The sequence below is a fragment of the Nocardia sp. NPDC050412 genome (assembly GCF_044458825.1).
Lineage (GTDB): Bacteria > Actinomycetota > Actinomycetes > Mycobacteriales > Mycobacteriaceae > Nocardia.
This window is the reverse complement of record NZ_JBITIJ010000002.1, coordinates 582,377-606,353: the sequence shown is the minus strand read 5'-3', so window position 1 is coordinate 606,353 and position 23,977 is coordinate 582,377. Positions and strand designations below refer to the sequence as shown.

Here is a 23,977-nt window from a genome sequence, read left to right as displayed (position 1 = left end):
GCGGCGCGCGGACCAGCCGCGCCCGGGAGCGCGCGGGCGATCGCCGGCACCGTCAGCGGTTGTAGATCACTCTGGCGCTAACGACGCAGATCCGGATCGACGGGATCCGGTGCCGCGTAACGTCATCGCCGAACACCGTCGTCCACATGGTCTGCACACCGTCGTGGTAGGCGACGTCGTCGATGTCGGCGAGACTGTCCGGCCACAGCTCGAGCCTGCGCAGGAATTCGACGACATCGCCGACCGCGCCGTGCGTACGCACAACGTTCCGTAGTCATGGTGCCGAACGGCTCCGCACGGTTCTTGGAACCGTGTGCCGTAGGGCGCCGGGATGACCACGGCACTTCGGGCCTTGAATCAGTTTGCGCGAAACCCTGTCCACAGCCGGATGAGAGGGAAAAACTGATGAGGCACAGGGAATTACATTATTTCAGGGAGAATCCGTGACTGTCGATACCAGTGCATTTCTCAACAACGTCGACATCGACGCCGTCGGTGGCCTGGTGGGGGCTATCCAGGCCGACCCGGTTAAGGCCCAAACCACTTGGACGGCTCACGTGACATGGAAGGGTGCGTTCGCCTCGGAGGCGAGTATCCGCACATTCGCTCCTGTCCCATCGGATGAGCCGGCTGCCCTCGGCGGAGCCGACGGTGCCCCGAATCCGGTAGAGCAACTCCTCGCAGCGCTCGGGAACTGCCTGACCGTCGGATACGCAGCGAACGCCACGATCGCCGGTATCCACGTCAACGACCTGCGCGTCGACTTGAAGGGCGATATCGACCTGCACGTCTTCCTAGGGCTCGCCGACGGGCACGCGGGCTTCGAGTCGATTACCGCCACCGTGACGATCGACGCCGACGCCTCCCCGGAACAGCTCGAACAGTTGCACGCGAAGGTGCTGGCCAGTTCGCCGGTGGGACATACGGTACGCAACGCGGTGCCGCTCGAAGTCGTCCTTACCTAGCCCGGGACCCTAGGGTTCGACGGTTTTCGTGGCGCGATGAGGCGGGTGTGAGGCCAATGGTTGAACGCGAGTACGGGTTCCGTACGCGTGCGATCCATGCGGGCAAAATCCCGGACACCGTCAGTGGTGCCTATTTGCCGCCTTCGGTCAGGGTCACCTGCTGCGGCGCGAATCCCGTTCCGGTGACATCGATTCCACCGGATTTCAGTAGGTCCAGCGCTTTGGTGACGTATTCGTTGGTGAACGCACCCGCATCGGGATCCTGTTTCAACACCGTGACGCCCTCCTGGTTCTTGGTCTCCTTGGCGATCTTCACCGTGCGGTCCCATGCGGACTTGTCGATCATGCCGATCCCGTTGGGCGAGGGCCAGATCAGCTTGTTGACCTCGTTGATCTGCCACTGCTGGTGGCTGGCGCCGAGAGTGCTGCCGGCGGCGACGGTGATATCGCGGCATTTGTCGACATTGTCGCGGCAGAATGCCCAGCCCTTCAGCGACGCCGTGATGAATTTGACGGTCTGGTCCTGGTATTTCGCGTCTTTCAGCTTCTCCGAATTCGCCCAGATCGCGTCCTGCAGCATGGCCACGCCCTCGTCGTTCCAGTCGATGGTCGCGAAATCGTCTGCGGTGTAAAGCTTTCCAGTGACCGGATTCTTCGTCTCCAGCAGCTGGGCGTACTCGTTGTAGGACATGGCCTGGGCGGCGGTGATGTCCTTGGCGAGGAAGGCGTTCATATCGAACTGCTGCTGGACGAGCTTGACATCCTCGGACGGATCGATGCCCGCCTTGGTCATGCCTGCGAACAGCTCGAATTCATTGCCGTAGCCCCAGTTTCCGACGGTCTTACCGCGCAGTGCGGCCGGTCCCGTAATGTTGTCGGACTTGAACGACACCTGCTTGGTACCCGAGCGCTGGAACACCTGCGCCACATCGGTGATACCCGCCCCGGCCTCGCGGGATGCCAGCGCCTTGGGCACCCAGGCGATCGCGTAATCGGCCTGCCCCTGCGCAAGTACCGTCTGCGGGACGATATCCGTTCCGCCATCGAGGATTTCGACGGAAAGGCCCTGCTCCTTATAGAAGCCCTGATCCACGGCGGCCAGATAACCCGCGAACTGCCCCTGCTTGAACCACTGCAACTGCAGACGAACCTTGGTCAGGCCATCTGCGGTGGTTCCAGAACCATTGTCGGTGGTACTGCAGCCGGTCAGCGCGGCCGCCGCCAACGCCACCAGCGCGAGACAAGCACGTAAACGCCCTGTGGAAATTCTCATTTCGATCTCCCAAAGATGTCGCGGATCAGAATGGTCCGGGGTCGGCGGGTCAGTTGTTCGAGGATCAGGACGACGGTAAGGAAGAGCAGGCCGACGATCATGGCGCCGACCACATACGCCCAGGCGCGCGGATAGGCGGTGTTCGCCGCGGCGGAGGTAATTCGGCTGCCGAGGCCGTTCTGCAGGCCGCCGAAGTATTCGGCGATTATGGCCGCGATCACCGCGCCCGGAGCCGCGATTCGCAGTCCGGTGAACAGATAGGGCAGTGCCGCCGGTAGCCGCACCGTGCGGGTGATCTGCCAGCCGCCCGCCGCATACGAGGTCATCAGATCCGCGTGCACCTGTGGCACTTGCCGAAGGCCACGGGCGGTGCTGACGAACATCGGGAAGAACACCACGATGGCCACTACCATGCGGCGCGGGGTCTCGGTGGTGGTCGAATACATCGAATTCAGCAGCGGGGCGAGTGCGACGATCGGCACGGCCGCGGCCGCGGCGGCCAGCGGTGTCAACAGCCCCTCGACCAGCCGGAACCGCACCGCGACCATGGCCGCCCCAATGCCCACGAGTGCACCGACCAGCAGGCCGATGAGGGCATTAGTACCCGTTGCGGTGGCGGCATCGACAATGCGGTCGAAGTTCTCGGTGAACTGTTTCGCGATCGCGGTCGGCGCGGGCAGCAGGAACGACGGCACACCCGCGGCGACGGTCAACACCTGCCACAGCGCCAATCCGCCGACACCGAAAACCATCGGAGGTAGCCACGTCTTCATCGCAGATCCTGTCCGGCCACGATGATGTCGGCGGTCTGGTGCCCGCCGCGCAGTGCGGTGCGAACGGCGGCGATGGCCTCGAAAAACGCCTCGCTGGAACGAATATCGTCGCCGCTGACGCCTGCCTCGCGGCCCCAGCCGCCGGTCGGCACGATCTCGGTGATGCGGCCGGGCCGCGGTGACATGACCACGACGCGGTCGGACAGGAACACTGCCTCCGGAATGGAATGCGTCACGAAAACCACTGCGGCGCCGGTCTCTCCGGCGATGCGCAGTAACTCACCCTGCATGTGTTCGCGGGTCATCTCATCCAGCGCACCGAACGGTTCGTCCATGAGCAGCAGCGAGGGCTTTGGGGCCAGTGCTCTGGCGATAGCCACACGCTGTTGCATACCGCCGGACAGTTCCGCCGGATAGCGGTCGGCGAAATCGGTCAGTCCAGCCATCTCTAGGAGTTCCGCACTGCGAGCGCGCCTTTCGGCCCTCGGAACCTTGTGCAGTTCGAGCGGTAATTCGACATTGGCCTGCACGTTGCGCCAGTCCAGCAGTCCCGCCTGTTGGAAGGCGATGCCGTAGTCCTGATCGATTCTGGCCTGCCGCGCGGACTTGCCATGCACGGTCACGGTCCCGCTGCTCGGTCCTTCCAGATCGGCGATGATGCGCAACAGGGTGGATTTACCGCAGCCCGAGGGACCGATCAGCGAGACGAACTCCCCCGCAATGACTTTCAGCGAGACACTGGTGAGTGCCGTCACCGAACCCGCGTCGAAGATCTTGCCGACATCGGTGAGCTCGACCGCCGCAACGTCTTCGGCATTCGCCGCGACGGGAACCGGATCCGCTGCCTGGATCTGCTCGTCGGCCGCATCGCTGCCCGTGGTGGCCGATTCCACTTTCCCGGTCAACGGGTACCTCCTGAAGAACCGCGCGCCCCGGCGGGACGGCTGTAACGACGTAGTGCCAGTTCGGCGAAGCCGACGACGGCGGTCACAGCGACACCGAGCAGTGCCGCGGCGAGAACAGCCGCGTAGAGCCGGGCCGCATCGCCGGTGGCCTGCTGGGAGAAGACGATGATCTGACGGCCGATGCCACCCGCGGTGCCGGTCGAGATCTCCGCGACCACGGCACCGATCACCGATGCCGCCGCGGCCAAGCGCAGGGCCGGCAGAAAATGCGGCACCGCAGCGGGAAATCGCAAGTGCACCAATGTCTCCCACCAATTCGCGGAGTAGCTGTGCAGCAATTCCACCGACGCCTTGGACGGCGCCTGCAATCCGCGCAACATCCCGACTGCCACCGGGAAGAAGGCCAGATACGAAGCGATGACCGCGATACTCATCCACGGTCGCCACGGCTCACCGGCGATAACGATCTTCCCGCCCCATCCGGCCACCAGCGGCGCCAAGGCGATCAACGGAACCGTCTGCGAGACAACGATGTAGGGCAGCAATCCGCGCTCGACGAAGGCGAAACGCTGCATTACCACGGCGAGCGCGATACCGACTACCGTGCCGATCGCCAATGCCAACAGCGCGAGCCCGAAGGTGAATCCCGCTGTGCGCAGCAGTGTTCCGCCGACGGTGCCGGTGCCGTCTTTGTCACCGAGCACGGTGATGACCGACCAGACGTGCGGCAACGCTGCGTCACTCGTGCGCGGCAGAATCCGGGTGTCGCCGATACTCATCCCGTGCTCCGGCACGAAGTACTTCACCAGTTCCCATACCGCGACCACCAGCACCAGCACACCGACCGCGTAGCCGACCTGCCGCGCCCGCAAAGCTCCCGCTCTCATCGGTCACCCGCCGACACCGGAGCCGGCTCCGGGACACGCCTGTCGACCAGCTCATAGCACCCCGCCGCGAGCGCCGCTGCCGAGACGATCACTCCGCTCCCGCCGTCGCCGTGACCGGATGCGCCAACCTGGGCAGCACCGACTCCCCGTACGCCTCCAAAGTGGCGGTCTTGGCATCGTGCTGGAGATAGACCGCGAACTGGTCGACACCCAACTTCTCCAACTCGTGCAACCGCGCCAACTGCTCATCGGGCGTGCCGATCACACAGAAGCGGTCCACGATGGCATCTGGCACGAATTCGGCATGGGTGTTACCCGCGCGGCCGTGCTCGTTGTAGTCGTAGCCCTGACGGCCCGCGATGTAGTCGGTGAGCGCGGCCGGAATATCGCCGCCGGTACCGTATTTCGCGACAATATCGGCGACGTGATTACCGACCATGCCACCGAACCAGCGGCACTGCTCCCGGGCATGGGCCGTCGCGGCATCGGACCCGTCGGTGACATAGGCCGGTGCCGCCACACAGATTTTCACCGATTCTGGCGCACGCCCCGCCTTCTCGGCGGCCGCCCGCACCCGGGCGATCGTCCATGCGGCGATATCCGGGTCGGCGAGTTGCAGAATGAACCCGTCGGCGACTTCACCGGTCAGGTCGAGTGCGCGCGGACCGTATCCGGCCACCCACACCTCGAGCCGCGAGGCACTCGCCCATGGAAAACGCACTACGGTGTCGCCGATTTCGGCGCTGCGACCATTGCCGAGTTCCCTGATCACCTCGATGGATTCACGCAATGTCGCCAGGGTCGTCGGCTTGCCGCCGAGGGTGCGCACCGCGGAGTCACCACGCCCGATTCCGCAGACGGTGCGATTGCCGAACATATCGTTGAGCGTCGCGAATGTCGACGCGGTCACCGTCCAGTCCCTGGTGGCCGGATTGGTGACCATCGGGCCGACGAACACCTTGCGGGTGGCGGCCAGGATCTGGCTGTAGATGACGTAGGGCTCCTGCCACAGTAGGTGCGAATCGAAGGTCCACACATGCGAAAAACCATGTGTCTCCGCTTGTCTGGCCAGTTCGACCACCCGCGAGGCGGGAGGTGTGCATTGCAGCACCACACCGATATCCATGCGGCACTCTCCATTCAGGTCGATCAGGCCATTCGAGTCAGATCAGGTTCTGCGACAATTCACGGGCGATGAACCGGCCGTGACCGGTCCGGCCGAGATACGCACCGTCGTCGACGATCACGCGACCGCGCGAGAGCACCGTGTCGACGTGTCCGTCGATCTCGAAGCCCTCCCAGGCCGAGTGATCCATATTCATGTGATGGGTCTTGCCGAACCCGATGCTGGTGTGCCCGTTCGGGTCATAGATGACGATGTCGGCGTCGGCGCCCGGACTGATGACGCCCTTGCGCGGATACATGCCGAACATGCGCGCCGGGGTCGTGCAGCAGACCTCGACCCAGCGCTCCAGTGATATCAACCCGTTCTTGACGCCCTGGAACATCAGATCCATCCGATGTTCGACGCCGCCGATCCCATTGGGGATCTTGCTGAAATCGCCGAGCCCCAACTCTTTCTGATCCTTCATGCAGAAGGGGCAGTGGTCGGTGCTCACCGATGTGACATCACCTGTGCGGATATAGCGCCACAGCTCATCCTGATGTCCCTGCGCCCGCGACCGCAGCGGCGTCGAGCACACCCATTTCGCGCCCTCGAAACCCGGTGCGCCCAAATGCTCTTCGAGCGACAGGTACAGATACTGCGGGCAGGTTTCACCGAAGACGTTCTGCCCATTGCCCCGCGCGGCGGCGATCTGTTCCATCGCCTGCTTGGCCGAGACGTGCACGATATACAGCGGCGCATTCGTCAACTGCGCCAGCATGATCGCGCGATGGGTGGCCTCCTCCTCCATCTGCCACGGCCGGGTGACACCGTGGTAATACGGCGAGGTCTCACCGCGCGCCAGCGCCTGCTCGACCAGCGCATCGATGGCGATTCCGTTCTCCGCGTGCATCATCAGCAGCGCGCCCAAATCGCCCGCCGATTGCATGGCCCGCAGGATCTGACCGTCATCGGAGTAGAAGACACCCGGATAGGCCATGAAAAACTTGAAACTGGTGACACCCTCGGCCACCAATTCGCTCATCCCCTTGAGGGATTCGTCGTTCACTTCACCGATGATCTGGTGGAAGCCGTAGTCGATCGCGCAGTTGCCCGCGGCTTTCTCATGCCATAGAGCGAGGGTGTCCTGCACCCGCTCGCCCGGTTTCTGCACCGCGAAGTCGACAATGGTCGTGGTACCGCCCCAGGCGGCCGCGCGGGTGCCGGTTTCGAAGGTATCCGAGGCCTCGGTGCCGCCGAAGGGCAGCTGCATATGGGTGTGGCCGTCCACACCGCCGGGAATCACATATTTTCCGGTCGCGTCGATGACCATTTCGGCGGACTCGCCGAGATTCGCGCCCAATGCGGTGGCGCCGGGTTGCAGGACGGCGACAATTGTCTCGCCGTCGACGAGCACATCGAGCAATTGCGATCCGGTGGCCGAGACCACCGTGCCGCCGTGAATAAATATCTTCGTCATATCGATATCACCAGCCTCAGGGAGCCACCATCGGTCCGTAGGCGTCGGGGCGGCGATCGCGATAGAACGCCCAGCGGTCGCGCACCACCTTGATCAGATCCATATCGAGGTCACGGATCACCAGTTCGGGATCGGAGTCCGAGGCGACGTCTCCGACGAATTTACCTTCCGGATCCACGAAATAGCTGGTTCCGTAGAAATCGTCATCGCCGTATTCCTCGATGCCGACCCGGTTGATGGCGCCGATGAAGTATTCATTGGCGACCGCGGAGGCCGGTTGCTCCAGCTTCCACAGATACCCGGACAGGCCGCGCGAGGTCGCGGAGGGGTTGAAGACGATTTCCGCGCCCGCCAGGCCCAGGGCACGCCAGCCCTCCGGGAAATGCCGGTCGTAACAGATGTAGACGCCGACCTTGCCGACCGCGGTATCGAAGACCGGCCAGCCCACATTTCCGGGACGGAAGTAGAACTTCTCCCAGAATCCGTTGACGTGCGGAATATGGTGTTTGCGGTACTTGCCGAGGTAACTGCCGTCCGCATCGATGACCGCCGCGGTGTTGTAGAGCAGCCCGGGCTGTTCCTGCTCGTACACCGGCAGGATCATTACCAAACCCAATTCCTTTGCCAGGGCCGCGAATCGCTCCGTCGTCGGACCCGGCACCGATTCCGCGTAGTCGTAGAACTTCGCGTCCTGCAACTGGCAGAAGTACGGGCCGTAGAACAGCTCCTGGAAGCAGATCACCTTGGCGCCCTGTGCGGCGGCCTGGCGCGCGTAGTCCTCGTGCGCCTTGATCATGGACTCTTTATCACCCGTCCAGTTCGTCTGGACGAGCGCCGCTCGAACGATTCCCATGCTTTGTTATACTTCACCGAGATCCAATTCGGTTGTGTTACAAGATTGCGGAAACAGTTTCGTAGCCGTAAACCTTGGGGCCGGTCCTCGTTCCGGCGCTGTGCCCGACGCAGAATGACGCTGTGAACTTCGATCCGACGACCGCGCCGCCGGTGCCCGCAGACGACCTGCGAGACACCGCGCCCGCACCTGTCACGGCCGGGTCCGGCCTGTTCAACGCGGATCTCGAAGATCGCACCCCGGCCGGAATCGCGGCCGCGGTGAGCCGCCGGATTCGTTCCGGAGCAATCGAACCCGGATCCCGGCTACCGACCGTGCGTGAAGTCGCCCGCGAGTTGCGGGTGTCGCCCGCTACCGTCAACCAGGCTTGGCGCGCGCTGGCCGCCACCGGCGCGATCGTGGCGCGAGGGCGCGCCGGAACCTTCGTCGGCGAACGCACCGCCACCCGCGCGACCACGCCGACGGGCCGCTATCAGCGCCTGCATCCACCCTCGGACAGCGCCTTCCGCATCGATCTGTCCCGCGGTACCCCCGATCCGCGGCTCCTACCGCATCTGGTCGCCGCACTGCGCGCGATCACCGAGCACGGACGCGGCAATGATCTCGCGGCGGACTATCTCGGCGAGGCCGTACTGCCGGAACTGGCCGCCAAGGTGCGCACCGATTGGCCCTTTCGCGCCGAACGGCTCGCGGTCGTCGACGGAGCACTGGACGCCATCGACCGATTGCTCACCACGCATGTGCGGCTCGGCGACGCGGTGGCCGTCGAAGATCCTTGCTTCCCACCATTTCTCGACCTGCTCGCCCGGGTCGGCGCTCGACCCATTCCGGTTCGCATGGATGAATCCGGTTTACTGCCAGATGATCTCGAGCGGGCACGCGGCGCCGTGGCGCTGATCCTGCAGCCGCGTGCACAGAACCCGACCGGCGTCTCGCTCACCGCAGCCCGTACCCGCGAACTGTCCGAAATCCTCACCGGCACAGACACCCTCGTCATCGAGGACGACCACTCCGCAGGCATCGCCGCCACCACACTGCGATCCCTCGGCTCGCGACTGCCGAGCCGAACGGTACACATCCGCTCCTATTCCAAATCCCACGGTGCGGACCTGCGCCTCGCGATGGTCGGCGGCCCCGCCGAGTTGCTCGATCCGATGATCGAGCGGCGCATGCTCGGCCCCGGCTGGACCAGCCGACTGCTGCAGCGCCTGCTGCTCACCATGCTCGACGACGACACCGCCGTGCGCACCGTCGCCGCGGCCCGCACCGAATACCGCAGACGCTCAACCGAACTCCGTCGCGCCCTGGCCCGCAAAGGCATCGCCGTTGCCCGTGGTGACGGCATCAATGTGTGGCTCCCGGTCGCCGACGAGAACGCGGCCATGATCTCCCTGGCCGCCGCGGGCATCAAGGCCGCACCCGGCCGCCCCTTCGAGGTCGAGGACCACCCGCACGGCGACCACCTGCGCATCACCGTCGCCGCGATAACCGACGGCGAGCTGGACTGGGTCGCCACCGAGCTCGCCGCCGCGACCACCGCGGCCCCCACTTACCGTCGCGTTCGTCGCGCTTAGGATCCCGGCTCGATATCGAAACTGGTCGAGCCGTCGTCACCGGTCGGGATAATGGGCACGATCACCGAGGAGGGATGCTCGGCATCCTTGTAGATCGTCTGCGTGGCGGGCTGCGTACGGGCGCTGTCACCGAAGGGTTCGCCGGTATTCGGGTTCGGCGCGTACTGCGGATAGTCACTGCTGCTGATCGCCACTCGGATCCGATCGCCCGCCTTGAACTGGTAGCTGGTCGGCCAGATCTTAATCGTGAACTGATAGGGCCGGCCGGGCACCAAGGGTGTCGGATCCGATAACGATTCTCGGAACGTGGCGCGGATGATGCCATTGTTGAGGTTGACGGCCGATCCATCGGGTGCGACGACCTCCAGCCGCGCGACGAAGTCGGTATCCGGTGTGGTGGACGACGCCCACAGCTTCACGGTAATCGGACCGGTGACCTCGGTATCGGCGCCGAGCCGGTCGGTGCTGTAGGTGAGCACATCCGAACGCTGCTCGACCGCGGTCTGGTCGAACGGTCCCTGTGGGCCCGATCCGACCGAACAGCACGAATGTCCGCCGATGCTCGGTGCGGGTGCGGCGGGGTCGTAGACATACCGGTCGACCGCGACTGGCCCGCTCGGTGCGTGGTCGATGAGTTTGCCGCCCCGACCGGCCACACCGTTGGCGCCGCTGTCGGCGAAGAAGTATTCCTTCCATTGTGTTTGCGGCAGTGGCCAACTCGGTGCCGACTTCCATCGATTGGCGCCCATGAGGAAGTAGTCGACGCGGGGTTTGCCCGCGACGCCGCTGTCCGTGCCTTTGAGGAAGTGGTCGAACCACGCCAGCATCAGCTCGTTGATCGGGCTGTCGCCGACCGGTCCGAGCTGCTCGAGCCGGGGCGCGATCATCGAGGTCGGCCGCCCCCAGCCGAGGTGGTCCCAGGGACCGATGACCAATCGCTGGTTCTGCCGGGCCGATGCGGCGCCACGCTCGACCATGCCGGTGAAGTTCTCGATGCCACCCGCGAGGAATGCGTCGTACCAGCCCTCGATATCGAGTACCGGCACCTGCACATTCGGATAGCGGTCGCGGATACTCCGCTGCTTCCAGTAGTCGTTACGTGTCGAGTTGCGGATCCAGTCGAAGTACCAAGGCGCGACGGCCGGATTATTCGGCTGCAGTGGCGGAAAGTCTTTGTAGGGGCGGTAATTCAGCCATGAGGTGATGTTCTGCAGATCCGCGCGCAGCTGGTTGGCGGTGGCCTTGTCGTCACGTCGTTCGGCGGATTCCAGGCCGATTGTGCCCATCGCCCATGGTTCGACGAAACCGAGCCGGAACGCGCCGCCCTCGTAGGTCCAGCCGTCGTAGTAGTCGGAGGCGGTATTCGCGGGCACGATCGTGGTCAGATGCGGTGGCGTCTCGACGGCGGCCAGCCATTGTGTGGCACCGACATATGACGAGCCGTACATGCCGACCTTGCCGTTCGAACCGGGCAGCCGCGCCGCCCATTCCACCGTGTCGTAGCCGTCGTGGATGTCATTGCCGAATTCACTGAATGTGCCGTCGGAGCTGCCGATACCGCGGATGTCCTGGATGACCACGAGGTAGCAGTGCGAGGCGAACCAGTCGGGTGTGCGATAGCGCGAGGGCTGGATCTGCGCGGCGGACTTGCCGTACTGGGTGCGCATCAGGATCACCGGCACCAGATCGCTGGTCTGCGGGCGGTACACATCGGCGCGCAGCAACATGCCGTCGCGCATCGTTGCCGGAAGGTCGGCCTGCTTGTCGACCGCACATGTGCCACGGTCATCGTCGGGTGGCCAGGCACCCGTTTGCGAGGTCGATTTCGTCCCGGCGCTCGCCGTGCATCCGCCTATTAGTGCGCCTACACACACCACCGCGGTACACCAGCGAAATATGTATCCGGACAAGCTGATACACCTCCCGTGGAGGCGATGTGACCGCCAGAGCCGATGCGTGCCGAGCCGGCTAGCCGATCAGATGCGCCTCCCTCGCAGCCATGCTAACCGACCACTCTCCGCACAGCGGCGGATTCCATTGCCACACAGTCGCAATACGCATCTCGTTCCGCTGGAAGCGTCGAGATGGAATGATCCGCTCAGCATCACCCGATGCGATACACAACAGAAGGAGACCTCGACCGGTGAGCAGCGAAGTGCAGGCGCGGCAATTCGACCACCATCAGCCCATCGGGCAGCCTCGCAGAGTCGGGACTGCCCTGCTCCGGGGCGTCGGTGTACTCGCCGTCGGCACCACCCTCGCGATCTTCGCCGCGGGCGGGGTCTCGGCGGATCCGGGCACCCCGATCGCCGGATGCGTGGCCCCCGATTCGGCCAAACCCGAGAGCAAGCAGTGGGCCAGCGAGCCCGCCATGGCGATCGACACGGGCGCGAAGTACACCGCGCAGCTGGAAACCACTTGCGGCACAGTCAATATCGCCCTGGAGGCCGCCCGCGCGCCGCGCACGGTGAACTCCTTCGTATTCCTGGCCGGACAGAAGTATTTCGACCACACCCAGTGCCACCGCTTGACCACCGCGGGCATCTTCGTCCTGCAGTGCGGTGATCCCACCGCCACCGGCACCGGCGGTCCGGGCTACCAGTTCCCGAACGAGAACCTGGACGGCGCCACCTATCCGGCGGGTACTGTCGCGATGGCCAATGCCGGTCCCGACACCAACGGCAGCCAGTTCTTCCTGGTCTACAAGGATTCGCAGCTGCCGCCGAACTACACCCCGTTCGGCAAGATCACCGGCGGTATGGATGTTCTGGCGCGGGTCGCCAATGCGGGCGCCGCGGACGGCGAAGACGGTCGCCCGAACGCCGATGTCGTCCTGAATTCGGTGACCACCGCTCAGGGCTGATCGACATAAGCTGATGGCGGTGTCGTCCATGGCGACGCCGCCATCGGTTTTGGTGGCCCCCTGCAAGATTTGCTTCCCGACACTTGACTTGGAGTGCACTCCAGGTCATAGCGTTGGCAGTGCAAAATCGTCTAGTACCAGGGGATCACTTCATGGAACTCGGTTTTCACCTACCGATATTCGACATCGACGGCGGCACCACCGCCATTGCCGGTGAGTTGGCCAGGGTCGGCGCCGCGGCAGAGGCGTCCGGTGCGACCTGGCTGTCGTTCATGGACCACTACTTCCAGATCGAGCCGACCGGCCTGCCTGCCGAGGCCAATATGCTGGAGGGCTACACCACCCTCGGCTATCTGGCCGCACACACCTCCCGTATCAACCTCGGCCTGCTCGTCACCGGCGTGACCTACCGGCATCCCGGTCTGCTCGCCAAGATCGTCACCACCGTCGATGTCCTGTCGGGTGGCCGCGCGGTGCTCGGACTCGGCGCCGCCTGGTTCGAGCGGGAACATCGTGGGCTCGGTGTGCAGTTCCCGCCGATCGCCGAACGGTTCGAGCGCCTCGAGGAGACGCTGCGCATCTGTCAGCAGATGTGGGACCCGCAGAACAACGGCCCCTTCGACGGCAAGCACTATCAGCTGGCCGAGACACTGTGCTCGCCGCAGCCGATCAACCGCCCCAAGGTGCTCATCGGCGGTGGCGGCGAACGCAAGACGCTGCGGTTGGTCGCGCAGTACGGCGACGCCTGCAACCTCTTCGGTTCCGCTCCCGAGGAAGTCGGCCACAAACTCGACGTCCTGCGCCGCCACTGCGACGATGTCGGGCGCGATTTCGACGATATCCGCATCACCATCATGGCCAATAATCCGCGCCCGAATCCGGACAATCGCGATGAATTCGTCCGCCAGATGGCCGATTACGCAAAGCTCGGCGTGCACACCGTGATCATTATCCCGACCTCCGGGTCCCCAGCGGCGTGGATCGAGGGCATGGCGCCGGTGGTACCTCAACTCGCCGAGCTCAGTTAACTCCCTTACGGCACATGCCCTTTCGCATGAAGTTCGGGTGAAAGGGCGCGTGTCGTATCCGATCTCGTTACGGGCGAGCGGCTCGAGTTCGCCTACCGCCGATGGCGGGTTCTCGATAGTCTGCTGACATCTGTACCGAGCAGAGGAGCAGCTATGCATGCGCACTGTCGGAACAGCGGCGATTCGAAACGCATTCGCCTACGGGCCGGTCTCACTACGCTGGCAGCCGCGATACTGGCCGTAACGGGCGCGGGTGGCGCGCATGCCGACGAAACGGTGGGCGGACCGGAGTCCTCGACCGCACAGGCGCCAGGTTGGGGTGGGTTCGATCGGGCCTCGGTGCTCGAATACGTCACCGAGGGCCCGACCGGCGCAGCCACGACGGCGACCGGACTGCTGCTCACCCCGAGTGGGACACCGCCACCCGGAGGTTGGCCGGTAATCGCATGGGATCACGGCACCAGCGGCCTGGGCCCGCAGTGCGGAATCACCACCACGAAGGCCCGGTCCGATGCCTCGTATCTGCATCGCCTGCTGGACCGAGGCTATGCGGTGGTCGCCCCCGACTATGTCGGCCTGAATCGCGGTGCCGTGACACCGCATCCCTACCTGCAATCCCGCACCGAAGCCACTGCCACCGTCGACCTCGTCCGTGCCGCGCGCACCGCCGATCCCGACCTGTCGACGCGTTGGGCGGTCGTGGGCGTTTCCCAGGGCGGACATGCGGCCTTGAACACCGGCGCTCTCGCCTCGACCTACGCGCCCGAACTCGACTTCCGCGGCACCGCCGCCCTCGCACCACCGGCCAACATGGAGCAGGCCATCGCGCTCGCGGGCCCCTACGTACCCCGCGCTCCGGTCCTCGATGGCTTCATCGACAACGTCGCCGCGGTACTCGAGGGCATGCGCATCGCCTACCCCGCTTCCGATATCGAAAGCTACTACACCCCAACGGGTATCGCCGCGATGGAACGTCTGGCCACCTCGTGCGTATCGAATTGGCCCGCCCAGGTCCAGGGCCTCTCCCTCGGTTCGCTACTCACCAAACCGTTACTGACCGGCGACTTCACCGCTCGACTCACCCGGTACCTGGCCGTATCGACCTCCGGCTACCGACAACCGCTGCTCATCACTCAGGGCGAGCAGGACACCACGGTCCCCTTCCCCTCGACCGCAGTCCTCCTGGGCCAACTGAGCGCCTCCGGAACCCGATACCAGTTCCGAAGCTACCCCACCGACCACCAGGGCATCGTCGAAGCCTCCTGGCCCCAACTGATCCCGTTCCTCACCGGCCTGTTCGCTACCGAATAACACTGTGAGACAACGGATATCAATCCGACATGCGGTTCAGGAAGTACACAGCTTCCCACAGATGACCGTCAGGGTCTGCGAAGTAGCCCGCGCAGATACCCCATGGGCGAGTCACAGGTGGTCGGACGATGGTGCCGCCCGCTTGTTCGGCCTGTTGCAGGATACGGTCGACGTCCTCGCGGGAGTCGGCGAAGAAGCCGAGGCTCATCGGTGAGCCGGTGACTCGATCGACGGCGATGCCCGCATCCATGGCCAGGTCGGTGCGCGAGTAGAGGGACAGAATCAGGCCGTTGTCGAGGGTGAACATGGCGACCGACCCGCCGGGGTTCTGCTCGTCGCGGATGAACTCGGTGCCGATAATGCCCGGGGAGGAGAGGCCGAGGCCGTCGCGGTAGAAGCGCAGCGACCGTTCGAGGTCGCTCACGGCCAAGGTGATCGCCCGGATATTCGTTTTCATACCGATCCTCCTGATCCTCGAACCATGGCCGGGGTGCGGCTTCGGCCCTGCCATGGTTCAGTCAACGCGGGTGTTGTTCGGATGTCTTGAACGAATCGGACAAACGGCCGGTCAGTCGAGGCGAAGCAGGTCGGACCAGACCTGCGACCAGGGCTGACGTGGGGTGCAGCGCCAGATGGTGACATTGCGGGTGACGTCCGGGTAGCCGAGGCGCGCGTCGACGCGACCGACCGGGGTCAATTCGCCACAGGTGGCACGCATTTCGTCTTCGGCATTGCCGACCCACAGCACCGTTGTCGCGGAATCCGGTGGGGTACCGAAGTATCCGAAACCGCGGTTCGGGCTATAGGTGGCGGGCAGGCCGAAGCGATTCGAGTCGACATCCAAAGCGCTTGCCTGCCAATAGGAATCGGTGACTATCACCGCGTTCGCACGCTCGGCCGGTGGGAGTGCCCGGTAGGCGTCGGCGGTCGCCTCGCGTAGCTCCGGCCAGCCGAACTTGCCGTACAGGCCGATTTCGATACCGGCCTCGGCCTGACTGTCGACCGGATCGATGGACGACTCGGATTGCCAAGGCATCGTGAACACCGCGATCGCCACCGAAATCGCGACCAGCGGAACTGTCGCATAGGTTCGCCATCGTCCGGTGTACTCGGTCCAGCGCACCGCGCCCGCCGCCATGATCGCCGCGTAGCAGCCGGCCGCGTAGTAGGGGCGACCGTTGGTTGCGACGAATGCCACGGCCAGCAGCAGGGGCAGCGGCGCGAGAAATCGGTACGGCCGCAAGGTCTCCGAGCGGAACAGCGCCCAGATTCCCACGACCAGCAGCACACCGCCGAACAATCCGGCCGCGATCAGCGCCAGCGGCAGCCAGCTGTAGCGGCCACCGATCGTCGCCTGCTCCGCCGCGACCACCGCACCCAATCGCAGCTGTGGCCAGTCGTGCTCGGCCTGCCAGATCAGCGTCGGAACCATCACCAGGACAACGAAAACCGCGCCCATCCACAACACCGGTCGCCGCAACAGCTCCCGCGGACCATAGATCGCTAGGCCGATGGCGACCGCGATCCAGAAGAACGGAATCAGCCACTTCACCTGCATATCCAGCGCCGTGACCAACGCGGCCCACAACAGCAGACTGTCCTGGCGAGTGCGCACCCACCGGATCACCAGCCAGCTGATCACCACCCATAACGCGGTATCAATCGTGTTGGTGGCCAACTGAGTTCCCTGCACGAGCAGGAACGGCGAGGTCGCATATGCTGCCGCGCTCAATATCTGCGCGGTCCGCGAACCGCCGAACTCCCGGGCGATCTGGGCACTGATCAGCACTGCGGCAACGGTGACCAGTGCGGCCGGAATCCGCAGTGCCACCAGCGATCCCGGTGCCAGCACATCCATCAGCCGGGCGATCGCGGGCAGTAGCGGCCCCTGATCGGCATAGCCGAATCCGAGTCGGCGCCCGGCCGACAGGAAATACAGTTCGTCACCGAAGTATCCGTACCGTCCCAGCGATGCGAACAGCATGGTTGCCGCCACCACGGCGATCGCGCCCACACCGAACCAAGCGAACGGTGCCGTCTCGCCGTTATCTTCCTGCCGCACTTCACTTTCCACCACGGTGGTCATCACGTCCCCCCCTTTCGGGTCGCCAAATCGAATAGTCGGCACACATGCGCCGAGTACGTCGTCATATCGAAGTCCTTCTCCCGAATCGCCCGTCCGGCCGCGCCATCGATGGCATCGCGAATCGACTTGGCCATGACCGCCGGATCGAATTCGCCGAATTCGCCGGCGTGCTGCCCCTCCCGCATGATGTCGATGAGCGGTCGGATAATCTCTTGCTCCCCCTCTGCCGAGGCGAACCGCGGCTTACCCTCCGCATCACGCAGATTCAGCACCACATCGGTCAGCGCCGCGACATACTTCTTATTCGCATCGATGAATCCCAGATTCGCCCCGATATAGGCGAGCAACTGATTCCGCGGCCCGTCCGCCGCCATCACCGCGGGCGCGATGTGCTCGCCACCGGACACATACAGCTGGATCACCAGCTGCTCCATCAACTCGTCCTTCCCTGCGAAGTGGTACGAGATGACGCCCTTGGAGATCCCGGCATGCTTCGCGATCCGCGCCAGCGAAGCCCGCCCATACCCCTCCTCCGAAATCACCTCTACCGCCGAAGCAATGATCTGCCGCCGCCGCGCCTCCTCGATGAACGACCGCTGCCGACCACCCGTCCCATTTTCTGGCCGCATGGCCAAATTTTAACCCACCCGCCCAAATCCCCACATCAGCCCAAAGAACGACCTCCACCTACCCCACAAGGATGACCCCGGAAACGCCGAAGAGCCGCGCCCCCAACTGGAGGCACGGCCCTCGGTTCGAAACCTACAGGTACTGACCTGTGTTCGACTCGGTATCGATGGCGCGGCTGGCGCTGGCGTTCTTGCCAGTGAACACGCACAGCCGGATGTAGACGATCCACTCGCCCGAACCACCCGAGGGCCGCACCCCCAACAGGAGGCACGGCCCTCGGCCCGAAACCTACAGGTACTGACCTGTGTTCGACTCGGTATCGATGGCGCGGCTGGCGCTGGCGTTCTTGCCAGTAACCAGAGTGCGGATGTAGACGATCCGCTCGCCCTTCTTACCTGAAATGCGGGCCCAGTCATCGGGATTCGTGGTGTTGGGCAGGTCCTCGTTTTCGGAGAACTCGTCCACGATCGAATCGTAGAGATGCTGGATGCGCAGGCCCGGGTTGCCGGTGTCGAGGACGGCCTTGATGGCGTACTTCTTGGAGCGGTCCACGATGTTCTGGATCATGGCGCCGGAGTTGAAGTCCTTGAAGTACAGGACTTCCTTGTCACCGTTGGCGTAGGTGACCTCCAGGAAGCGATTGTCCTCGCTCTCGGCGTACATCCGGTCGACGACCCGTTCGATCATCGCGCGAATGCACAGCCCCTTGTCGCCGCCGAACTCTTCGAGATCGTCGGCGTGCAGCGGCAGATGCTCGGTCAGGTACTTGGAGAAGATGTCCTGTGCCGATTCGGCGTCCGGGCGCTCGATCTTGATCTTCACATCGAGACGTCCGGGCCGCAGGATCGCGGGGTCGATCATGTCCTCGCGGTTGGAGGCACCGATCACGATGACGTTCTCGAGACCCTCGACACCGTCGATCTCCGAGAGCAGCTGCGGCACGACCGTGGTCTCCACATCGGAGGACACGCCCGAACCGCGGGTCCGGAAGATCGAATCCATCTCGTCGAAGAACACGATCACCGGCGTACCTTCGGACGCCTTCTCTCGCGCACGCTGGAAGATGATCCGGATGTGGCGCTCGGTCTCACCCACGAACTTGTTCAGCAGCTCGGGGCCCTTGATGTTCAGGAAGAACGACTTGGCTTCCTTGGCATCCTCACCACGCGCCTCGGCGATCTTCTTCGCCAGCGAGTTGGCAACGGCCTTGGCGATCAAAGTCTTACCGCAACCGGGTGGACCGTAGAGCAGCACACCCTTGGGCGGGCGCAGCGCGTATTCGCGGAACAGGTCCTTGTGCAGGAACGGCAATTCCACCGCATCACGGATCTGCTCGATCTGTCGACCGAGACCACCGATATCGCCGTAGTCGACATCGGGGACTTCCTCGAGTACGAGATCCTCGACCTCGGCCTTGGGGATGCGCTCGAAGGCGAAACCCGCCTTGGTATCCACGAGTAGCGAATCACCCGGCCGCAGTTTGCGAATCGGCTGATCGGGATCTTCGAGATCGTCGACTTCGGCGAGCTTGGCCAGCGGACCCGCCAGCCACACCACACGTTCCTCGTCGGCATGCCCGACGACCAGCGCGCGACGACTGTCGTCGAGGATCTCGCGCAGGGTGCCGATCTCACCCACTGCATCGAAGATGCCGGCCTCCACGACTGTCAGCGCCTCGTTGAGGCGCACGGTCTGGCCGTACTCGAGGGTCGAGGTGTCGATATTGGGTGAACACGTCAGACGCATCTTGCGCCCCGAAGTGAACACATCGACCGTCTGATCCTCGTACACACCGATCAGAACGCCGTATCCACTGGGTGGCTGACCGAGCCGATCGACCTCCTCGCGCAACGCCACCAACTGCTGGCGCGCTTCCTTGAGGGTGTCCATCAGCTTGGTGTTGCGAATGGTCAGCGAATCGATACGGGCTTCCAATTCCCGTGCACGATCCGGCGAATCGGCCAGTTGCCTGCGGAGTGCAGCCGCTTCGGCGCGTACCGCCTCGAGCTCTCTCCAGGCCGCCGAATCCGAATTCTCGATGGGGCTCATGTGCTGCTCCTCCCAGTCCCGGTCTATTAACGCTACCGGGCGCGAACCGTTCTCGCTTTCCGACATGGTTTCGTCGTGATCACATCTGGGCCGCGGTCGGCGGCGGATCCACCATGTTAGCCTGCCCTAACCAGACCACGGCGACCCGCTTCGCCGCCCGAACCGAAAGGTTGCTGACAATGCTCCTTCCCGCCAGGACGCTGCGTATGTCCATGGTTATCACCGCGGCGGCGATGGCCGCTACCGTCGGTCTGACCGGCTGTGGCTCCGACGATAAGTCCGATACCAAGGCCACGAGTACCACCTCCGCCGCAGCGACGACCAGCGCCGCAGGTCACGGCGATCACGGCAGCGCCGCCGCACCCACCGCCGAAACTCTCACCGCCGTCCTGGATGCCCTCTCCGACCCGGCAAAACCCACCTCCGAGAAGACCAAGCTGATCGTCAACGGCGAAAAACGCACCGCCAATATCGACCAGATGAACCAGGCGCTCGGCAGCTACGGCAAGCTCATCTACGCGGTCGCCGATATCACCACCAGCGGCGAATCCGCGACCGCCCAGGTGACCATCACCTCACCGCACGGCACCGCCCCCGCGATGCCTCTGACCTGGGAATATGTTGACGGCACCTGGAAGCTCTCGGATGCCAGCGGCTGCCTGATGCTCGGTTTCGCGCAGGCGCCCTGCGTTCCGGCCTGAATCAGCCCTTCGACGGTCGACGCTGCGGCTTCGGGGTGACCGTGCCCTCGGCGAGGCGCCGCGCGCTGACCAGGAAGGCGGTGTGGCCCTGCATGCGATGTTCGGGCCGCACCGCCAGCCCCACCACATGCCAGCCGCGCACCATCGATTCCCACGAGCGCGGCTCGGTCCAGCACTCCTGCTCGCGCAGCGCCTCGACCACCTTCGACAACTGTGTGACGGTCGCCACATAGACGATCAGCACACCGCCGGGGACCAGCGCCTTGGACACAGCGGGTAGCGCATCCCACGGCGCGAGCATATCCAGGACGACGCGATCGACCGGCGCGCCGTCGTAGTCGGCGACATCGGCGACGGTGATCGACCAGTTGTCCGGGCGCTCGCCGAAGAAGGTTTCCACATTGCGGATCGCGTGTTCGGCGTGGTCCTCGCGGATCTCGTAGGAGACGACCTGGCCCTGCGGGCCGACGGCGCGCAGCAGCGAGCACGTCAACGCACCCGAACCCGCACCGGCCTCCAGTACCCGCGCGCCGGGGAACATATCGCCCTCGTGCACGATCTGGGCGGCATCCTTGGGGTAGATGACCGCCGCGCCGCGCGGCATGGAAAGCACGTAATCGATCAGCAACGGCCGCAATGCCAAATACGGTGTGCCATTGGTGGATTGCACGACACTGCCCTCATCGGCGCCGATCAGGTTGTCGTGTTTGATACCGCCGCGATGCGTGTGGAATTCCTTACCCGGTTCCAGCACCACGGTGTAGAGGCGCCCCTTGGCATCGGTCAGCTGTACCCGGTCCCCGATGGTGAATGGCCCGGTCCGTCTGGCCGTCATGTATCTCCGTTCGCTGGTCGTCGCTGCTGTCCGCACTGGCTGGCACCGGCGTGTCGGTGCGCCCGGATAGCCTGCCAGGTATGCATCCGCCGGTCACCACGCCCCCTGCCGACATCGCGCGGGAGGTCGCATCCGATCGTCCACGTCCGGCACTGTCACCTTCGCGGGCAATGGATTTCAAGCAGTGCCCGCTGAAGTACCGGTTCCGGGCGATCGATCGGATTCCGGAGCCGCCGACGCGGGTCGCGGTGCGCGGCACGGTGGTGCACGCGGTGCTGGAGGATCTGTACGGACTGCCCGCCGGTGAACGCCGGTTCGAACGCGCTGCCGGGCTCGTCGAGCCCGCATGGGCCCGGGTGCTAGCTGATAGACCCGAGGTCGCCGAAGTGGTCGCAGCGGACGGACTGGCGGGCTTTCTAGGCGAAGTGCGCGCGTTCGTCGAGACGTACTACCGGCTGGAGGATCCGACCCGCTTCGATCCGGAGTCGTGCGAGTCGCGAGTGGAGGTCGAACTCGACGACGGTGCGCTCCTGCGTGGGTTCGTCGACCGCATCGATGTCGCTGCGACCGGTGAGCTGCGCGTCGTCGACTACAAAACCGGCCGGGCTCCCGGACTCGCCCAAGAGACCAAGGCGCTGTTCCAGCTCAAGTTCTACGCCTTGGTCGTGCTGCGCACCCGCGGCATCCTGCCCACCCAATTGCGACTGATCTACCTAGCCGACGAGCAGATCCTCACCTATGCCCCCGACGAGGACGAACTGCTGCGCTTCGAACGCACCCTCTCGGCCCTCTGGCAGGCCATTCTGTCGGCCGGGCGGACCGGCGAGTTCCTGCCGAGTACCAGCTGGCTGTGCGGACATTGCAGCTACAAGAGTCTGTGCCCCGCATTCGGCGGCACACCACCGGTCTATCCGGGCTGGCCGGACGGTGGCACCGGGGAATCGCCGGACGAAACCTTCGCCGACGCGGTCGCCGACTGAGCTCAGCCGAGGAACAGATTCAGATCGAGGCCATGCGAACCGAGTGCGGCGATGACGCCGATGAGTACGAGGACGCCGAGAGCATCACCGATCACGATGAGCATATTGCGAATCCGCCACCACGAACCGACCGACTCGATACTCGGTTTCACTGGGCTTCCCCTGTCCTTCGGTCCCGAACGGCCTGCCCGTCCGAGGTCTTCCATAGTTGTTTCGCCCAACCCGGCCCCAGTGTTGACAGCAGAGCATGAAGTTTTCGTGAGTTCCGTCGCGAACTGAAAGCACACAACACCACTGCGATGCTCGCCGGGGTGACCGGCGAGCACCGTAACCGCAGGTTGCCGGCGCGGATCTACGCGGTGAAGTTGCGGAAAAGCAGCAGGGACAGACCCAGCCCGACCGCCAGATTGAAGACCGCCGCGGATCCGAAGACCACGACCGGACGCCAGCCTGCCTCGCGCAAGCCGCGCAGCGAGAACTCCAGACCGATGGAGACAAAGGCGAAGATCAGGAACCAGGTCCGCAGATCGTTGACGATCGCAATATGCGCCGCGCCGGTCTTCTTGTCCACCGACTGCAGATAGAGCGTGCCGATGACGGAGGCTGCGACGAAGCCGATCACGAACTTCGGGAACCGCTCCCAGAACTGGCGCAGCGAGGGCCGGGCCGCACCGGGAATGCGCTCGACCCGGATCGTGAAGTAGGCGGTCAGCGCGATGGCGACAATGCCGATGAGCGCATTCTGCGTGGTCTTCACGATGGTGGCGATCTGCAGTGCCTTCTCCCCCGCGATCGCACCGGAGGCCGCGACCGCCGCGGTCGTGTCGATATTGCCGCCGATCCAAGCCCCCGCGACCGCATCGGAGAGATTGAAAACATCTGCGAGCCAGGGCAATACGAAGATCGACGGTAGCGCGAAGATGATCACCAGCGATGCCGCGTACGCGATCTGCTCGCGTTTGGCCTGCACCGCGCCCGCGGCCGCGATGGCGGCGCTGACACCGCAGATCGAGACGGCCGAGGACAGCAGGGCGCGCAGCTTATCGTCGAGACCCAGTCGACCGCCCAGCCACCACGTGAAGCCGAAAACGGCGGTGATCAGCAGCAGCGCCTGCACGATCGACGGGCCCGCCGCGGTCACCAAGATCTTCAGATTGATCGATGCGCCTAGCAGCACCACACCGGTCTTGATGAAGAATTCGGTGCGGAATCCGGCCGAAAGGCGTTCCCGGAGATCGAGTTCAGCGAGTACGACATTGCCGATCAGGCCGATGACAATGGCGTACACCGGGAATTCGATCGACTTGGCGACCCGGTTGAACGGCGTACCGACCGCCCACCGCGGCACATGGGTGTCGAAGTAGCGGGTCAGCGCGCCGAGCAGGATGACGACCGCGATCCCGACTCCGATCTCAACTACCGTGGGACGTGGAATCGACTGCAGTGCAGCGGTTTCGGATCGGACTGTATTCTGATCGGTGACGTCCGACTCGGTCCTGGCTTCGCTCTCCGACATCACGGCACCAACCAATCCGGGATTGCGCCGAGCAGAACCAAGGCGATGAGAACCAGGCCGACGATGGCGGCCAGCCAGTCCTCATTCCACGCGAATGTGCTGCCCGAAGATTTCACGGGCGATGTCTGCGTCACTGTGATACTCCTCGCATTTCCTCATCGAG

24 protein-coding genes are annotated in these 23,977 nt (G+C 64.4%); 7 read left to right on the top strand and 17 right to left on the bottom strand.

Going from position 1 to position 23,977, the window contains the following annotated elements; all coding sequences use genetic code 11:
* Positions 1-52: 52 nt before the first annotated feature.
* A complete protein-coding gene (locus tag ACIBI6_RS06845; RefSeq protein ID WP_364347575.1) occupies positions 53-262 on the bottom strand; it encodes a hypothetical protein in 210 nt (69 codons plus the stop codon).
* 181 nt (positions 263-443) lie between these two features.
* Here ACIBI6_RS06845 and ACIBI6_RS06840 point away from each other — a divergent pair, with 181 nt between their 5' ends.
* Positions 444-965, top strand: coding sequence for an OsmC family protein (locus ACIBI6_RS06840; protein ID WP_364347577.1), 522 nt, complete (start codon positions 444-446; stop codon positions 963-965).
* Positions 966-1,095: 130 nt separating this feature from the next.
* On the opposite strand, the gene ACIBI6_RS06835 is transcribed toward ACIBI6_RS06840, so the two are convergent.
* The 7 genes from ACIBI6_RS06835 to ACIBI6_RS06805 form a co-directional block, all read right to left on the bottom strand.
* A complete protein-coding gene (locus tag ACIBI6_RS06835) occupies positions 1,096-2,238 on the bottom strand; it encodes an ABC transporter substrate-binding protein (RefSeq protein WP_364347580.1) in 1,143 nt (380 codons plus the stop codon).
* A complete protein-coding gene (locus ACIBI6_RS06830) occupies positions 2,235-3,011 on the bottom strand; it encodes an ABC transporter permease subunit (protein WP_364347583.1) in 777 nt (258 codons plus the stop codon). Before ACIBI6_RS06830 ends, ACIBI6_RS06835 begins: the two co-directional genes overlap by 4 nt.
* Entirely contained in the window at positions 3,008-3,916 is a 909-nt protein-coding gene (locus ACIBI6_RS06825) for an ABC transporter ATP-binding protein (protein ID WP_396955530.1), read from the bottom strand. The genes ACIBI6_RS06830 and ACIBI6_RS06825 overlap by 4 nt, the downstream gene beginning before the upstream one ends.
* Positions 3,913-4,803 carry an ABC transporter permease subunit gene (locus tag ACIBI6_RS06820; RefSeq protein ID WP_364347589.1) on the bottom strand — a complete coding sequence of 297 codons (891 nt, stop codon included), beginning with the start codon at positions 4,801-4,803 and terminating at the stop codon, positions 3,913-3,915. Before ACIBI6_RS06820 ends, ACIBI6_RS06825 begins: the two co-directional genes overlap by 4 nt.
* Positions 4,804-4,891: 88 nt before the next feature.
* Positions 4,892-5,929: a TIGR03842 family LLM class F420-dependent oxidoreductase gene (locus ACIBI6_RS06815; protein WP_396955529.1), complete on the bottom strand. Its 1,038-nt coding sequence runs from the start codon at positions 5,927-5,929 to the stop codon at positions 4,892-4,894.
* Between the two features lie 37 nt (positions 5,930-5,966).
* Entirely contained in the window at positions 5,967-7,388 is a 1,422-nt protein-coding gene (gene hydA, locus ACIBI6_RS06810) for a dihydropyrimidinase (protein WP_364347595.1), read from the bottom strand.
* Positions 7,389-7,404: 16 nt separating this feature from the next.
* A complete protein-coding gene (locus ACIBI6_RS06805; RefSeq protein ID WP_364347598.1) occupies positions 7,405-8,241 on the bottom strand; it encodes a nitrilase-related carbon-nitrogen hydrolase in 837 nt (278 codons plus the stop codon).
* A gap of 122 nt (positions 8,242-8,363) precedes the next feature.
* Here ACIBI6_RS06805 and ACIBI6_RS06800 point away from each other — a divergent pair, with 122 nt between their 5' ends.
* Positions 8,364-9,815 (top strand): aminotransferase class I/II-fold pyridoxal phosphate-dependent enzyme, encoded by a 1,452-nt coding sequence (locus ACIBI6_RS06800; protein ID WP_396955528.1) that lies wholly within the window; start codon positions 8,364-8,366, stop codon positions 9,813-9,815.
* Here ACIBI6_RS06800 and ACIBI6_RS06795 read toward each other — a convergent pair.
* Positions 9,812-11,554: a CocE/NonD family hydrolase gene (locus ACIBI6_RS06795; RefSeq protein ID WP_396955527.1), complete on the bottom strand. Its 1,743-nt coding sequence runs from the start codon at positions 11,552-11,554 to the stop codon at positions 9,812-9,814. The genes ACIBI6_RS06800 and ACIBI6_RS06795 overlap by 4 nt on opposite strands.
* A 404-nt stretch (positions 11,555-11,958) precedes the next feature.
* On the opposite strand from ACIBI6_RS06795, the gene ACIBI6_RS06790 reads away from it, so the two are divergent.
* From ACIBI6_RS06790 to ACIBI6_RS06780, 3 genes are all read left to right on the top strand, one after another.
* Positions 11,959-12,678, top strand: a complete 720-nt coding sequence (locus ACIBI6_RS06790; RefSeq protein ID WP_364347607.1) for a peptidylprolyl isomerase — start codon at positions 11,959-11,961, stop codon at positions 12,676-12,678.
* A gap of 152 nt (positions 12,679-12,830) precedes the next feature.
* Entirely contained in the window at positions 12,831-13,706 is an 876-nt protein-coding gene (locus ACIBI6_RS06785) for an LLM class F420-dependent oxidoreductase (RefSeq protein ID WP_396955526.1), read from the top strand.
* A gap of 153 nt (positions 13,707-13,859) precedes the next feature.
* Entirely contained in the window at positions 13,860-15,017 is a 1,158-nt protein-coding gene (locus ACIBI6_RS06780; protein WP_396955525.1) for an alpha/beta hydrolase family protein, read from the top strand.
* A 19-nt stretch (positions 15,018-15,036) separates the two neighbouring features.
* Here the strand turns inward: ACIBI6_RS06780 and ACIBI6_RS06775 are convergent, their stop codons facing one another.
* The 4 genes from ACIBI6_RS06775 to arc form a co-directional block, all read right to left on the bottom strand.
* On the bottom strand, positions 15,037-15,474 hold the full coding sequence (locus tag ACIBI6_RS06775) for a VOC family protein (RefSeq protein WP_364347616.1): 438 nt from the start codon (positions 15,472-15,474) through the stop codon (positions 15,037-15,039).
* Between the two features lie 111 nt (positions 15,475-15,585).
* Positions 15,586-17,103, bottom strand: coding sequence for an ArnT family glycosyltransferase (locus ACIBI6_RS06770; RefSeq protein WP_396955524.1), 1,518 nt, complete (start codon positions 17,101-17,103; stop codon positions 15,586-15,588).
* Positions 17,103-17,732 carry a helix-turn-helix domain-containing protein gene (locus ACIBI6_RS06765; RefSeq protein ID WP_364347622.1) on the bottom strand — a complete coding sequence of 210 codons (630 nt, stop codon included), beginning with the start codon at positions 17,730-17,732 and terminating at the stop codon, positions 17,103-17,105. The genes ACIBI6_RS06770 and ACIBI6_RS06765 overlap by 1 nt, the downstream gene beginning before the upstream one ends.
* A gap of 289 nt (positions 17,733-18,021) precedes the next feature.
* The gene (arc, locus tag ACIBI6_RS06760; RefSeq protein WP_364347894.1) at positions 18,022-19,782 is read right to left on the bottom strand and encodes a proteasome ATPase; all 1,761 of its coding nucleotides are present in this window, start codon (positions 19,780-19,782) and stop codon (positions 18,022-18,024) included.
* A gap of 206 nt (positions 19,783-19,988) precedes the next feature.
* On the opposite strand from arc, the gene ACIBI6_RS06755 reads away from it, so the two are divergent.
* Positions 19,989-20,483, top strand: coding sequence for a hypothetical protein (locus ACIBI6_RS06755; RefSeq protein ID WP_364347625.1), 495 nt, complete (start codon positions 19,989-19,991; stop codon positions 20,481-20,483).
* Position 20,484: 1 nt separating this feature from the next.
* Here the strand turns inward: ACIBI6_RS06755 and ACIBI6_RS06750 are convergent, their stop codons facing one another.
* Positions 20,485-21,318, bottom strand: a complete 834-nt coding sequence (locus ACIBI6_RS06750) for a tRNA (adenine-N1)-methyltransferase (RefSeq protein ID WP_062989275.1) — start codon at positions 21,316-21,318, stop codon at positions 20,485-20,487.
* Positions 21,319-21,398: 80 nt separating this feature from the next.
* On the opposite strand from ACIBI6_RS06750, the gene ACIBI6_RS06745 reads away from it, so the two are divergent.
* Positions 21,399-22,298: a RecB family exonuclease gene (locus tag ACIBI6_RS06745; protein WP_364347629.1), complete on the top strand. Its 900-nt coding sequence runs from the start codon at positions 21,399-21,401 to the stop codon at positions 22,296-22,298.
* A gap of 2 nt (positions 22,299-22,300) precedes the next feature.
* Here ACIBI6_RS06745 and ACIBI6_RS06740 read toward each other — a convergent pair whose 3' ends face one another.
* The 3 genes from ACIBI6_RS06740 to ACIBI6_RS06730 all read right to left on the bottom strand — a co-directional run bounded on the left by ACIBI6_RS06740 (position 22,301) and on the right by ACIBI6_RS06730 (position 23,948).
* Entirely contained in the window at positions 22,301-22,450 is a 150-nt protein-coding gene (locus ACIBI6_RS06740; protein ID WP_364347632.1) for a hypothetical protein, read from the bottom strand.
* A gap of 200 nt (positions 22,451-22,650) precedes the next feature.
* Positions 22,651-23,814, bottom strand: a complete 1,164-nt coding sequence (locus tag ACIBI6_RS06735; protein WP_364347635.1) for a putative sulfate exporter family transporter — start codon at positions 23,812-23,814, stop codon at positions 22,651-22,653.
* Entirely contained in the window at positions 23,814-23,948 is a 135-nt protein-coding gene (locus ACIBI6_RS06730; RefSeq protein WP_364347638.1) for a hypothetical protein, read from the bottom strand. Before ACIBI6_RS06730 ends, ACIBI6_RS06735 begins: the two co-directional genes overlap by 1 nt.
* Between the last annotated feature and the right edge of the window lie 29 nt (positions 23,949-23,977).